We start from the raw sequence: 13,606 nt of genomic DNA on the forward strand, positions 1-13,606 counted from the left end.
CCCGCCCTATTCAAAAAATAAAAAAGAAATATTATCACAATTCGTAAACACGACAAATGTAGCTCCAATTGTTTCATAGAGCCTCGCTGGATATCGTTTATTCCTTGTAACAACAGTAATAGGTGCTTGAAAAGAAAAGCGAATGTGTTCTGTAAAGAAGCTAACGATTGGCAGCTCATCACCTAGTAAAATCACCTTCTTAATACACTCACAAATACTAGTAAAATCCTGCTTCTGACTACAATTATACGTCCAATCAAACCCGCAATTCCTAACTTCAGCCGCTATCTCTTCATTTGCTGTAAAAATAATTAACTCATGTTGAAAAGCTACTAAATCTACTAAACTATTTACCTTGCTTTCTTCTCCAACACAAATAAGTGTTAGCTCCATGTACCTCATCCTCCTTAGCATAAAAGAACTCAAACATAGATTGATATTCCCCTATACTAATCAGATTGATGAAGTGATGTATCCATCATGGCACCGTCCTCTCTCAAGACGCTTACGAAGTTAGCTGTCGGATTCGGACTTTGAGAGTAGCCCTACTTTCAAAATTGAAAGATTCACCCCTAGTGACACTGCACAAATTGGTTCCTCCGCTCCATATAATTGGACTCAGCGTATTACAAAAATATATTCTGGCTGATATGTTACTCCTATATTTGGAAAAAGTAAACAGAAAAAAAAGCCAGTTATACAACTGACTTTTTTCTTACCTACACATGCGCTTTATTCAATTTATACGCAAAATGATTCGTCGGCCCATGACCACTCCCAATATTTAGCGGCTCTTCAATTGCTATACTAATAAATTGTTTTGCTTCTTGAACTGCCTCTTCAATTGAGTATCCTTTCGCAAGTCCTGCTGTAACCGCTGAAGCAAATGTACACCCACTTCCGTGTGTTTGCTTTGAAGGAATCCGTTCACTTCTAAATTCAATAAACTGCTCACCATCAAAGAGTAAATCAATTACTTCATTACCTTGATATTCTGCATGTCCACCCTTCATAAGCACGTATTTCGCACCTAATTCATGCAGTACTTTCGCAGCTTCCTTACTATCTTCAACATTATGAATCTCCAGTCCAGTTAACACTTCTGCTTCAGGAACGTTCGGTGTTACAACCGTTGCTACTGGTAATAAATATTCTTTTAATGCTTGCACTGCTTCTTGTTGTAATAATGATGCACCGCCCTTAGCAATCATAACAGGGTCTAGTACAATATTATTCCAGCCAAATTTATTAATATGTTCTGCTACAATTTGAATAATTTCACTACTAAATAACATGCCTAGTTTCACAGCATTTGGTGTTAAATCCGTACCAATTGAATTCAACTGTTCCGTAATACCTTCTAACGGAACTGGATATACCCCTTGAACGCCAAGCGTGTTTTGAGCAGTAATTGCCGTAATAGCCGTCATCCCGTACACACCAAGCTCTTGGAATGTTTTTAAATCTGCTTGAATGCCAGCACCACCGCCACTATCAGATCCTGCAATTGTTAAAGCTTTATTTACTTTCATCCCACTCATCCTTTTCTATCCAAAATAGCGATGATAAATCGTTTTTGCTTCGCTTATATCTTTCGTTCCATGTACAAGTACACGTCCATCTTTGAAAGCAACTAATCTCTTTTCTTCCACAGAAAATGATAATAAATATGGATTTACATTTAAATCATTCACACGATCATCCAGCAGCTCTTTATATCGTTCAAAATCCATTTCCTCTTTATGAGGTGGTCTAATTTGAACTGTATTTCTCCCGCATAAAACTGCTGTTTTCGATGTGTTTTCTTTATTTAAATACGGATATATCGCATTCTCTCCGCACGAAGGACAATTGTGTTTACGAAGCTTTTGCACATTCATACATGAATATTCATTCTTCCATACATCAAATGACACAAGTCCATCTCGCAGTGATTCGTAATCTTCCACTAACAATTTAAGAGCTTCTGTAACTTGATGAGAAACGACGAGAGATACAGCAGGCGATATAATGCCCGCTGTATCACATGTCGCTCCGCCAAGCGGAATCGATTGTAGTAAACATGATAAACATGGTGTTTTACTAGGAAGAATTGTGTAAGAAAGGCCGTAACTCCCTACACATGCTCCATAAACCCATGGAATAGAATACTTTTGTGCTATATCATTTACAATAAAACGCGTTTCAAAATTATCAGTTGCATCAATAATTACATTAACGTTTGTAACAAGTTCTTCTAATTCCTCAGCTGTTACGTCTTGAACGAGAGCTTCTACCCTTACTTCACGATTGATCTCTTCTAGACGTTTTTTTGCCGCTACAGCCTTCGGAAGATTATTTTCCACATCACTCTCTGCATACAATTGCTGCCTTTGTAAATTACTCCAATCGACATAATCTCGGTCAACAATCGTTACTGCGCCTACACCAGCTCTTACAAACATCTCTGCATTTGCACTACCTAATGCACCTGCACCGATAATGAGTACATGCTTTTCTCTTATCTTTCGTTGCCCTTCTTCTCCAATTGGAGAAAATAGTTCTTGGCGAGAATATCGATTATTCAACTACGCTCATTCCTTCTAAAGGACTACTTGCTGTTGCACAACGTTTACGTGCAATACGACCTGCCTCAAATCCTAAACGGCCTGCCTCAATACCTAATTTCATTGCGGATGCCATTTTAATAGGATCTTTTGCTCCTGACACAGCAGTATTTAATAACACACCATCGGCTCCTAGTTCCATCGCAAATGCTGCATCGGCTGGACTACCAATACCAGCGTCAACAATAACTGGTACTGTCGCTTGTTCAATAATGAAGCTTAAATTTAACGGATTTACAATACCAAGCCCTGATCCAATCGGTGATGCTCCTGGCATAATTGCATGCACACCTAGTTCTTGTAATTTACGTGCTAATACAACATCATCAGATGTGTACGGAAGTACGATGAATCCTTCTTCTAGTAACATTTCAGATGCTCTCAATGTTTCTACCGGATCAGGTAATAACGTTCTATCATCACCTATAACTTCTACTTTAATCATGTCGCAAAGCCCTGAAGCTTTTGCTAATTTTGCAATACGAACAGCTTCTTCAGCATTTTTTGCTCCAGCTGTATTCGGTAATAACGTATATTTTTTCACATCAAGTTTCTCTAATAAATTAGGCTGCTTTGCATCGAATATATCCATACGACGTACTGCGAACGTTAAAACCTCAGCCTCAGATACATCAATTGCCTTTTGCTGTACATCAAAATCAGGGAATTTTCCTGTTCCTAATAAAAGTCTAGAATGAAATGAAAATGGTCCAATGTTTAACATAATCAACCGCCTCCTACGAAAGTTACAATCTCAATTTGGTCTCCATCAAAAACAGATGTATCTGTATGATCATCTTTTTGTAAAATATCTTTATTACGCTCTACTACAACAATTCTGTTTTCCAACTCTAAATGTGTAAGTAGCTCAGCTACTGTTTTTACACTCTCTGGCACTTCAATTTGATTACCATTAATTTTTAAATTCAAACTTCCATCCCCTTTCTAAACTGTTTTAGAAAGCAATGAATCTAACAAGTGATTCGCCTGCTTTCCTTCTATTAAATCCGCCATATACTGACCAGAAACAGGACTTAATAAAATGCCGTTTCGATAATGTCCCGTGCAAGCATATAAACCTTTTATTTCTTCATGCTCTCCCATATAAGGAGCTTCATGATTTGATTGTGGTCTTAATCCTGCCCATGCACTTTCCCATTCCGCTTCTTTTAATGCTGGCAATATTGTATACGCGCGCTCTAATATAGAAGTAATACTTTCTGGTTGCACAGTTTTATTGAACGTACGGGGCTTCATCGTTGCTCCAATTACGTAACGTCCGCCGCGCTTTGGTGCAATATAAAATCTTTCTTGGAAAATAGGCGCCTTTAAAAGTGGTTTTCTACTTCTTACCGCTACTACTTCTCCTTTAACTGGATATGTACCCCATTCGCGGTGAAAATAACCTAGTAACTTCGTGCTCCATGAGCCACCCGCAATCACAACTTTTTCGCAAGTGATCATACCTTCGCTTGTCTCAATTCCAGTCACTTTATTATTTTCAATACAAATATCAAACACCTCTGTCTGTTCATATATATCAGCACCCGAAAATGATGCAGAATGTGCGAATGCTTTCGTAAGCTCTGGTGCGATAACATGGCCATCTTTCGGATAATATACAGCCCCTATAATTGACTCAGAAAGAAATGGCTCTTTCTCTCGCAAACGATCTCCCGCTAGAAAGTAAGAATCTTCACCGGTTTTCTGCTGCCAATCCATAATATGAAGAATTCTTTCCTTCTCTTCTTCATTTTGAGCAATGCGATAAATGCCTTTCTCTTCATACCCAATATCGATGCCTGTTTTTTCACGTAAAACTTCTGCAAGTTGTGGAAATATAGCACGGCTTTCTCTCGCAAGTTCAAATAGCGGGTCATATTCATCCCATTCTGCCTGAACACCAAGCAGGCCAGCCGCTGCTTTTGAGGCTTCAGATGCAATCTGTTCCTTCTCTACAATCGCTACTTTATGTCCTCTTTCTGCTAGAAAATGTGCAACTGAACTACCAATTACACCACCGCCAATTATCGCTACATCATACTTCTTACACATGTTTTTCCGCCCACTTTCTTATTGATTCCTTATAAGATTTCGCTTTGCTATACGGGTTACTACTACTTATAATCCCAGACATAACAGCAATACCACTGACGCCGTTAGTAAGAACATCCCCGATGTTTTCCGTGGTGATTCCTCCAATTGCTGTAATCGGTATGGATAAACACTTTGCAATGTTTGAAATTTCTTCAAGCCCTCTCGCTGGTACACCTTTTTTGCAATCTGTCGGAAATACATGACCATAGACGAGTGAATCCGCTCCATTCTTAAATGCATCAATCGCCTCTTCTAAAGAATGCACAGAATAACCGACATGCAAATAAGAAAACTTTTCTTTCACTGACCTTACATCTGCGCTTCGATATCCTAGCTGCACGCGCGGAATGTTTAATAAAATAGCAATATCAATTCGATCGTTTATCACTATTTTCGATGCCGGAAAGCCTTTCTTCAAAAGACTTTCCACACCTTCATACAATTCCTTCGTACTTTTCTCACGCTCACGAATATGCAAATAATCAATTTCACTTTCAATTTGCATCGCTATATTTACTAACTCTTCGAATGACATGTGACCATTTGAGATTACATGAAGCTCATTTTTCATATTCATTCGCCTACTTTAAAATGGTTTCGAATAAATCATCGGCCGGAACGATTTCTTTTGTCATCCCTTTATCTTTCAGCCATTTATTTTGTTTCTCCCATGATTCTTTTGAATCTGATAAGAATGGCTCATCTTTCGTTTCCATCTTCTCTAATAAAATTTTCATACTTTCTTTTTCAACTTCTGGTACAAGCGGGAAATTTTCTTTTTCTTGATGATTTAATAAAATATTTAATGCTTCATCTGGATTTTTCTTCATAAAATCATAGCCTTTTTTCGTGCCACGTAAGAAAGCTTGCAGCGCTTCTTTATCTTTCTTCAACGTTTTATCACCAGTTACAAATACAAGTTCATGATAATTCGGTACACCATAATCAGCTGGATTAAAGTATGCTGGTTCATGACCTTCATGACGCATAACAGGTACTTCATGGTTAATGTATGCCCCTGTTACCGCATCCACTTTTTTTGTAATTAGTGCCGGTACTAAATCAAAGCCAACATCGACTACTTTCACTGTATCTGGATTACCACCAGCTTCTTTTACCATCGTTTTTAAGTACATCTCACTTAAAGGTGTTCCAGAATATCCAACTGTTTTCCCCTCTAAATCTTTCGGCGATTGAATGCCTGCTGACTTCAGCGATACAACATGATTTAATGGTGAACGTACGACAGCTCCAATTGATTTCACTGGAATTTGTTCATTTGCTTTTGCCATGACAACATCAGGCTGATAATATAAGCCCACTGTTACTTTTCCTGCAGCGGCTAAAGTTAATGGGTCAGTCGGATTGGAAGGGAATTTAATATTCACCTTTACACCTTCTTCTTTAAAGTAGCCTTTTTCAATTGCCGCATAAATAAAGCTATGTACCGCATTTGGGTACCAATCAAGCATGACCGTTATTTCTTTTTCTTTTTTACTCTTATCTGGTGCTGAATTACTAGAACATCCAGCGATCATTGCAACTAATAATGTGAACACAAAGATGCGTTTTAATAATTTCATGAATACTTCCTCCAACTAATGAATTTCTTTTCTAATATCGAAATAAGTATGACGAAGAAAATAGCTAATAATGATAACAATACAATGGGTGCAAATACACCTGCTCCGTCTAACTGCGTCATCATTCTTTTACTGAAATACCCTAGCCCAGCTTGTGCACCGAGCCATTCACCAATTGCTGCCCCAATTACACTAAGCGGAACTGCAATTTTTAAAGCTGAGAAAAAATAAGGAAGAGCAGATGGTAACTTTAATTTAAGAAAAACATCTTTTTTCGTTGCCCCGTACGTAACTAAAAGCTCTTCCCATTCTTTTTTCGTACTGCGTAGTCCATCATACGTATTGACTGCAATTGGGAAAAACGTAATTAAAACCGTAACAACGACCTTACTCCAAATCGTATATCCAAACCATAAAACGAAAAGCGGAGCAAGCGCTGTAATAGGAATCGTTTGTGAAGCCACCAATAATGGATAAAATGCTCTCTCCATCCAATTACTCGCATTCATTAACATCGCTAACCCTACCCCAAGTACGATAGAAATAGCCACTCCTATTAAAACGACGTATAATGTTGCCAGCAAATGAACCGTAAATAATATATCTTTTAGTTTCCATATCTTCATTACAATTGCAGACGGTGACGGTAAAATGTACATTTCATCTACAATTCTTGCGCCTACTTCCCAAAGGGCAAGTAAGATACTAGAAAGTGTAAGGGCGGGTAATAGCTCCTTCAGCCGGTTCATCATACGAGTACCTGCCTTTGTAACATACTAAGAAGCTCATCTTTAAGCGCTAACACTTCAGGCTTATATAAATCTTTTCTTGTCCGATTACAATCAAGCGGTACAACCCTCTCGGTTAAAGTAGTTATCGGTTGCTGCTCTATTACCAAAATTCGATTAGAAAGAAACAATGCTTCTTCCACATCATGAGTGATAAATAAAATTGTTTTTTTCCACTCTTTCCATTGTTCAAACAACCATTCTTGCAAAGATGTCTTCGTTAAAGCATCCAGCGCGCTAAATGGTTCATCTAACAACAATATCTCCCCGCCTGTTAATAAAGTTCGAATAAAGGATACACGTTGCCTCATACCACCAGATAAATCTTTCGGATACTTTGTCTCATACCCTTGTAAGCCAAATTTATGTAGCAGTTCCTTTGCCTTTATTTGTGCTTCTTTCTTCTGTACACCTTGGCACTCTAGCGGCAGAGCAGCATTCTCAATAATCGTTCTCCACGGCAAGAGCATATCTTTTTGAGGCATATACCCTACAGGATGGCTCTTTGTTTCTGTCAGCTCTATCTGCCCAGTACTTGCTTCTTCTAAACCTGTAATAAGGCGAAATAGAGTACTTTTCCCGCATCCACTCGGTCCAATAATACTTACAAACTCTTTATCTTGTATAGAAGCATTTAATTCATTGATGATTGGTTTCTCATCATAATGAAAAGAAACATTATGAAACTGTAGTATGTTCTTGCTCCTCAAATCCCCACATCTCCTTACGGTAGGACATATCCCAGAATAAATATTCAAATCGACTGGAATATAGGAAAATCTCCTCTAATCGATCTAGCTCTTTGTCAGATTTTCCAACTGCCATTTCATTTAATAAATCTATTAACCAAATACAAAGGTTACCGTATTCTTCAGAACTATATCCTTGAATCCACTCACCAAAGAACTCATGATCTCTTGCTCCAGGAATATCATTTAAACGCTTTCCAATTTCCCAGTAGCTCCACATACACGGAAGAAGTGCTGCTATTAATTCTGCAAGTGTGCCATTTTGAGATACAGACATCATGTAATTTGTATAAGCTAAATTCTTAGCAGATGGCTTTGCAGACTCTATCTCCTCTATAGAAATTCCAAGTCTTTTTGCATATTGTTTATGGATTGTCATTTCTCCATTTAATATGCCATCAATTTGTTCAGCAAATTTCCCCATTACTTGTGGATTCGTTGCTTTTACAACACCAATCGCATATAGCTTTGCATAATCTAACAAATATAAATAATCTTGAATAATGTAATACTGAAACTTATCTTTTTCTAACGTGCCATCCCCCATACCTACTACAAACGGATGATTATGACTCATCTCCCAAACTGGTTGTACAGTTTCTAATAATCTATCGCAAAATTTCATTTCCCTATCCCCTTCCAGTATGTGTATATAAATAAAAAACCACTTCTAAATAAGAAGTGGTTACAGCAAATAAAATTATAATTTATTCGTTGCTCCACTTCCCTTCGCTAGTATTACCTAGATCAGGTGTTATAAGGGTTAAGGATTATTCCTCTCTCAGCACAACAAGCACCCCTAGTGGTTTCAATATGAAATTTTCAAACAAAAAATCCCCGTTTCTATACGCAAAGAAACGGGGACTTAATATTATTGTCCGAATTGCTTCCCTACGCTAGCATAATCTAGATCAGGTAATGAAAAGGATCAAAGGCTTACGGCCTACTCTCAGCTGGCAACACCAGCTCTCCTAGCAAACTATGAAATTATCACTGTCAGTATAACATCGTAATAAGACATCATCAACTGTTTTAATTTTCTCAATTGTCAACAAAATAAAGAAACTATATAATACTTATATTCTATCTTAGAAATTATTATCCTAATTAATTGGATAATAAGGAATCATTATCCTCAAAAAATTTATTTTTATATTGATTTCATATTACATTTATGTGAATACACCCACTATATTATATCTTTATACTATAATAAAATTACAACTATACAACTAGAGGAGGTCTCTATTATATGAATATGAAAGCCACTGCTTTAACAGCAACTACTGTCGCAATTGCCTCTTTACTTCCTTCTATGGGAGAAACAAATGTACAAACAGCCAACGCTGAACAATTATCTAGTGTGAAAACTGGATATGTCAAAGTCGATCAAGTAACCTTACATACAAAAGATAACGCAAATAGCTCTTCAATTGATACAATTCGCTTTAATACGAAAGTGAACATACTTGAAACAACTAATGGCTGGTATAAAGTATCTGTTAATAATAAAGTAGGTTACGTACAAAAAGATGCTATTCTACTAAAAAACAAACTTCAATCTAATAATCAATACATCGTTAATGCCAATGCATTAAACGTTCGTTCTGAACCTAATTTAGAATCTTCAATTTTAGATGTATTACCAAATGGGAAATTCGTTACCATTCAAGAAGAACAAGGCGAGTGGTATAAAATTTTACATAATGGCAAAACAGGTTACGTACAAAAAGCATTCGTTTCTAACGGTTCACAGCCTTTAGTAAAAGGCATCACAGTTCAAAATAATACGAAATACACAGTTGCAACACCTAAACTTAATGTACGTAGCACCGCTAGTACAAGTAGTGCACTACTTGGTTCATTACAAAATGGAACACAACTACAAGTAGTGGAAACTGTAGGAACTTGGTATAAAATTCGTTTTGGCACAGGATACGGATACGTGGCAAAACATTATGTAGTGCAAAATCAAGCACAAGTTCAAAAAGCCCAAACTGCTTCCATTCCAGCAGTTTTCAAATTCCCTACTCAAGGAAGAATTAGCTCAACCTTTGATATGCGTTGGGAACAGATGCATTACGGTATAGATATTGCAGCTCCAGGTAATGTCTCTATCCAAGCGGCAGCGGCAGGCAAAGTTGTGAAATCATATTATTCAGCTAGCTATGGTAATGTTGTATTCATCGCCCATCAAATAAACGGGAAATTATATACAACAGTCTATGCTCACATGAAAGATCGCACTGTACAAGCTGGTGATCAAGTACAAGCTGGACAATTAGTAGGTCATATGGGAAACACAGGTCATTCATACGGGCAACATCTTCATTTTGAATTACACAATGGAGAATGGAATTTTGAAAAAACAAATGCAGTAAACCCACTGCCATATTTAGTTAGGTAAATTGTATGCCACGTAATATCAATATACCTCTCTTAATTGAATACTTAGCCTTTTTAGGCTTAATCTGTTGTTTAATCATTTACAATACAAATACTGTATTTTTATCTATTATCATTGCTTTTGTTGCTTTAGAAATTATGATGGAATCCTTTCAAGTTCAACTAAAACAAAAAATTGCCCATATTTATAATGCCATCTTTCTATTAAGTGCCCTAATAACAAATGTTATTAGTAATGGTTTTTATTTATCTACCGTAGTTCCTGTATTCTTTATGGCTGTTTTATTATTCATAGCTAGATACATTCATGTTCCTAATAACAAAAAACACGAACAAGAAGCTTAGAAAGAGGAGACACTGTGTATCAATCTTTCAAAGATAATCCACTAAAATATATATTGAATTTATATAAAAAAACAAATACTTTTTTTGGTATACAAGGAAGCAATACGGCACAATTTCTCCTTTATGGAATGTTATTTCTCGTCTTAATTACATTCTCCTTGCTATATTAAATCGAGTAATAGATATTTAGCCCTAGACTATTCGAATAAGAATTGTCTAAGGCTATTGCTGAAAAGGGACTATTAGAACCCTCTAGTATTACTTCCATCGGGAAGCTCGTTAAATAGAAAGGCAGATTACTTATGAATGAAAATATACGGTGATGATTATTCAAAAAATGCTCTAATTGAATTTAAAACCTTAATTAGATTAATATGAAATTTTGAGTAGCCCTCTTTCATAAAAGGTATTTAAACAGTTATATACATGTTCGATACAGTAAAAAGGATCTCACTTTTATGTGAGATCCTTTTTACTGTATATAGAAAATGCTCTTTACCCACAAGCATATTTTTCATAAATAAAGCTAAGATTATATTTTTTCTCTAAGCTCATCCTTTGTTCATCATCGCACCAATAGAACAGAATGTCATGAATCGTTGCATAACGCTTATTTTTAAGAAATAGTTTAAAGAATGATGGTAAACAATCATGTAATTGTATAAATAAATAATTGCGTAATATTTCTTCTTTATATTCAATGCCCTTACAAATATACAATAATTCTTCACAATAATATGCATGTTGTGGAACTTGGATCATTTCGAAGAATGGCACATATGATAATAACTTTCCGATAAAATGATCATATCGATCCATTATTCCTATCGTCATATGCTCCATCATATCTTTCATTACATATAAATAATCATCTACATGAGTAGTCTTGAGTGGGTCTAATCGATCTGAAATTTGAGAAAGTACAGCTCTTTGACAAGCTAACACCGCTTGACTAGGTCCATAGTATGATAGGAAGTCTGTACACTTACGATATTTTCGTAATAAGTCATGTGTATATAAGTCATAAACAAAAGTATTACAATACATTGCTAGACTCATCATATCACTATTTAATTGCTCTTTTGATAGTGACTTAGCTCTCTTACACATATAAAAGAATGTAAATTCTAATACTTCTTTATGAGATAATAAATGTTTACAGTCTGTTATACATTTCTCATTAAATTTAACTCTATCCCAAATTTCTACATCCCCATCAGTTAACTCACCAATACGATATTTAATAATTAAATAGTTTAAAGCAACCGCCTGCGTCAAAAGATCCCACGTTTCATATTCCAATGAAGTGTGAACAAACTCAGCTAGCCCTTGATTTACCATAAAAGTATTTGCTTCTTCATACCAACCAATCTCTTGGCATAAGCGAAGAATACGTACTAAAGTTGGAATTTCATCTTTATGAAACTGCGGTAAATTCTTTGCTTTATTCATTCCATATACGATAAATGCCGCTAAATTTTCTTCTTTATAAAATTCTTTTTCTTTCCACACTAATATAGTTCGTTCTTTCCCTTCACCTTTTGGGTGACAAGGTACGAGCAAAGAAAATAATTCAGCGAAATTATTTGGCTCTATATATGTATCTGTAACCAAATTCCAATTTGGATCGCGCTGTACAGCCTTCATATAATTCCCCTTCCCTTTTGTCTACATAGGAGATATTAATCCATTATTACATCATTAATAATAAATATTGTTATATTCGAAATCTATCATAATACTTATATCTATCAGTATATCATTTTTTCTCTTATTTAAAATTAGGAATGACAAATTTAAATAAACTGTCGAAATTACTAACTGTATACTTATTATATAATGTCTCAGATACATCATGCTAACATATTAGCTTAATTCTATATACTAGTATAATGCATCTGATTTTTATACGTAACTTACCCCGCTAATTAAAGTCTTGCTTTATTCCGTATGCTCCGAGATTTCACTTAAAGCAAATCCAGCTTGATCATCTGCTGATTCTCTTATAGCTAAATCACCTAGCGCTAACATCCCAACAAGTTGACCACTCTCAACTACTGGTAATCGTCTAATTTGATACTGGGCCATTAACTCTGTAGCTTTTTCAATAGAATCATCTGGAGAAACTGAAATAATGTTTGTCGTCATTACATTTGTAATTTTATTAGATCCAGGATGTTTCTCAGCAATTCCTCGAACAACTAAATCTCGGTCCGTAACAAGCCCAACAACTTGCTCATTTTCAACAACTGGAATCAATCCAATCGATTCTTCTTTCATCTTTACAGCAGCCTCATATACATTGTCTAGCGGTGTACACTGTACAATATGAGTGCTCATCAAGTCTCTCACTCGTGTCATTTTTATCTCCTCCTTTTTATACATACCATAGCTTTTCCTAAATCCCTTTATTTATTTCAGGAAAATCAGTTGATAAAGGAGGATTAACGCACAATAAAAAAGAGTCAGCAATGTGCTGACTCTTTTTTTATGACCCGTACGGGATTCGAACCCGTGTTACCGCCGTGAAAGGGCGGTGTCTTAACCACTTGACCAACGGGCCATGGCTCCGCAGGTAGGACTCGAACCTACGACCGATCGGTTAACAGCCGATAGCTCTACCACTGAGCTACTGCGGAATAATATATGGTGGGCCTAAATGGACTCGAACCATCGACCTCACGCTTATCAGGCGTGCGCTCTAACCAGCTGAGCTATAGGCCCATATACTTTACAGGGGCAGTAGGAATCGAACCCACACTGGAGGTTTTGGAGACCTCAGTTCTACCTTTAAACTATGCCCCTAAAGGATGCCGACTAGAGGACTTGAACCCCCAACCTACTGATTACAAGTCAGTTGCTCTACCAATTGAGCTAAGTCGGCATAAAAAAATGGTGGCTCGGGACGGAATCGAACCGCCGACACGAGGATTTTCAGTCCTCTGCTCTACCGACTGAGCTACCGAGCCAACATAAATGGCGGTCCCGACCGGGGTCGAACCGGCGATCTCCTGCGTGACAGGCAGGCATGT

General features: G+C 36.6%; 15 protein-coding genes, 6 tRNA genes and 3 riboswitches. Of the genes, 2 read left to right on the forward strand and 19 right to left on the reverse strand.

All coding sequences use genetic code 11. The features are described 5' to 3' along the window. Positions 1 to 6 precede the first annotated feature (6 nt). The 11 genes from VF726_RS28230 to tenA all read right to left on the reverse strand — a co-directional run bounded on the left by VF726_RS28230 (position 7) and on the right by tenA (position 8,448). Positions 7 to 393 carry a hypothetical protein gene (locus VF726_RS28230; RefSeq protein ID WP_440173510.1) on the reverse strand — a complete coding sequence of 129 codons (387 nt, stop codon included), beginning with the start codon at positions 391 to 393 and terminating at the stop codon, positions 7 to 9. A 93-nt stretch (positions 394 to 486) separates the two neighbouring features. Beyond that, a riboswitch (cyclic di-AMP (ydaO/yuaA leader) is annotated at positions 487 to 634 on the reverse strand. 85 nt (positions 635 to 719) lie between these two features. Continuing rightward, positions 720 to 1,541 (reverse strand): bifunctional hydroxymethylpyrimidine kinase/phosphomethylpyrimidine kinase, encoded by an 822-nt coding sequence (thiD, locus tag VF726_RS28235; RefSeq protein ID WP_440173511.1) that lies wholly within the window; start codon positions 1,539 to 1,541, stop codon positions 720 to 722. A gap of 6 nt (positions 1,542 to 1,547) precedes the next feature. After that, a complete protein-coding gene (locus VF726_RS28240) occupies positions 1,548 to 2,567 on the reverse strand; it encodes a thiazole biosynthesis adenylyltransferase ThiF (RefSeq protein WP_440173512.1) in 1,020 nt (339 codons plus the stop codon). After that, positions 2,560 to 3,330, reverse strand: coding sequence for a thiazole synthase (thiG, locus tag VF726_RS28245; protein ID WP_097840855.1), 771 nt, complete (start codon positions 3,328 to 3,330; stop codon positions 2,560 to 2,562). Before thiG ends, VF726_RS28240 begins: the two co-directional genes overlap by 8 nt. A 2-nt stretch (positions 3,331 to 3,332) precedes the next feature. Continuing rightward, positions 3,333 to 3,536: a sulfur carrier protein ThiS gene (gene thiS / locus VF726_RS28250; RefSeq protein WP_001049508.1), complete on the reverse strand. Its 204-nt coding sequence runs from the start codon at positions 3,534 to 3,536 to the stop codon at positions 3,333 to 3,335. 15 nt (positions 3,537 to 3,551) lie between these two features. Continuing rightward, complete coding sequence (gene thiO, locus VF726_RS28255; RefSeq protein WP_440173513.1) at positions 3,552 to 4,661, reverse strand: glycine oxidase ThiO; 1,110 nt, start codon at positions 4,659 to 4,661, stop codon at positions 3,552 to 3,554. Beyond that, positions 4,654 to 5,274 carry a thiazole tautomerase TenI gene (gene tenI, locus VF726_RS28260; protein ID WP_440173515.1) on the reverse strand — a complete coding sequence of 207 codons (621 nt, stop codon included), beginning with the start codon at positions 5,272 to 5,274 and terminating at the stop codon, positions 4,654 to 4,656. The genes thiO and tenI overlap by 8 nt, the downstream gene beginning before the upstream one ends. Positions 5,275 to 5,284: 10 nt before the next feature. After that, positions 5,285 to 6,286 carry an ABC transporter substrate-binding protein gene (locus tag VF726_RS28265; RefSeq protein ID WP_440173516.1) on the reverse strand — a complete coding sequence of 334 codons (1,002 nt, stop codon included), beginning with the start codon at positions 6,284 to 6,286 and terminating at the stop codon, positions 5,285 to 5,287. Beyond that, positions 6,283 to 7,035, reverse strand: a complete 753-nt coding sequence (locus VF726_RS28270; protein ID WP_440173526.1) for an ABC transporter permease — start codon at positions 7,033 to 7,035, stop codon at positions 6,283 to 6,285. Before VF726_RS28270 ends, VF726_RS28265 begins: the two co-directional genes overlap by 4 nt. Beyond that, entirely contained in the window at positions 7,035 to 7,784 is a 750-nt protein-coding gene (locus VF726_RS28275; protein WP_440173517.1) for an ABC transporter ATP-binding protein, read from the reverse strand. Before VF726_RS28275 ends, VF726_RS28270 begins: the two co-directional genes overlap by 1 nt. Then, the gene (tenA, locus tag VF726_RS28280) at positions 7,753 to 8,448 is read right to left on the reverse strand and encodes a thiaminase II (protein ID WP_087957401.1); all 696 of its coding nucleotides are present in this window, start codon (positions 8,446 to 8,448) and stop codon (positions 7,753 to 7,755) included. The genes VF726_RS28275 and tenA overlap by 32 nt, the downstream gene beginning before the upstream one ends. A gap of 82 nt (positions 8,449 to 8,530) precedes the next feature. Further along, a riboswitch (TPP riboswitch) is annotated at positions 8,531 to 8,634 on the reverse strand. A 60-nt stretch (positions 8,635 to 8,694) separates the two neighbouring features. Next, a riboswitch (TPP riboswitch) is annotated at positions 8,695 to 8,806 on the reverse strand. 269 nt (positions 8,807 to 9,075) lie between these two features. Between tenA and VF726_RS28285 the strand changes: the two genes are divergently transcribed. Together VF726_RS28285 and VF726_RS28290 are read left to right on the forward strand one after the other, a co-directional pair. Next, positions 9,076 to 10,230, forward strand: a complete 1,155-nt coding sequence (locus VF726_RS28285) for an SH3 domain-containing protein (RefSeq protein ID WP_440173518.1) — start codon at positions 9,076 to 9,078, stop codon at positions 10,228 to 10,230. A 5-nt stretch (positions 10,231 to 10,235) separates the two neighbouring features. Beyond that, positions 10,236 to 10,574 carry a hypothetical protein gene (locus tag VF726_RS28290; protein WP_440173519.1) on the forward strand — a complete coding sequence of 113 codons (339 nt, stop codon included), beginning with the start codon at positions 10,236 to 10,238 and terminating at the stop codon, positions 10,572 to 10,574. Positions 10,575 to 11,069: 495 nt separating this feature from the next. Here the strand turns inward: VF726_RS28290 and VF726_RS28295 are convergent, their stop codons facing one another. The 8 genes from VF726_RS28295 to VF726_RS28330 form a co-directional block, all read right to left on the reverse strand. Then, the gene (locus VF726_RS28295) at positions 11,070 to 12,221 is read right to left on the reverse strand and encodes a DUF3965 domain-containing protein (protein WP_440173520.1); all 1,152 of its coding nucleotides are present in this window, start codon (positions 12,219 to 12,221) and stop codon (positions 11,070 to 11,072) included. A gap of 294 nt (positions 12,222 to 12,515) precedes the next feature. Beyond that, positions 12,516 to 12,935, reverse strand: coding sequence for a CBS domain-containing protein (locus VF726_RS28300; protein ID WP_440173521.1), 420 nt, complete (start codon positions 12,933 to 12,935; stop codon positions 12,516 to 12,518). Positions 12,936 to 13,065: 130 nt separating this feature from the next. Beyond that, positions 13,066 to 13,137: transfer RNA gene (locus VF726_RS28305), tRNA-Glu, on the reverse strand. A gap of 1 nt (position 13,138) precedes the next feature. Further along, positions 13,139 to 13,213: transfer RNA gene (locus VF726_RS28310), tRNA-Asn, on the reverse strand. An 8-nt stretch (positions 13,214 to 13,221) separates the two neighbouring features. Next, positions 13,222 to 13,298, reverse strand: a tRNA-Ile gene (locus tag VF726_RS28315). A 10-nt stretch (positions 13,299 to 13,308) separates the two neighbouring features. Further along, a tRNA-Trp gene (locus tag VF726_RS28320) sits at positions 13,309 to 13,379 on the reverse strand. A gap of 6 nt (positions 13,380 to 13,385) precedes the next feature. Then, positions 13,386 to 13,458 (reverse strand) — tRNA-Thr (locus tag VF726_RS28325). 9 nt (positions 13,459 to 13,467) lie between these two features. Then, positions 13,468 to 13,543, reverse strand: a tRNA-Phe gene (locus VF726_RS28330). Positions 13,544 to 13,606: the final 63 nt, after the last annotated feature.

The sequence above is a fragment of the Bacillus sp. Brlt_9 genome, assembly GCF_051948935.1.
GTDB lineage: Bacteria > Bacillota > Bacilli > Bacillales > Bacillaceae_G > Bacillus_A.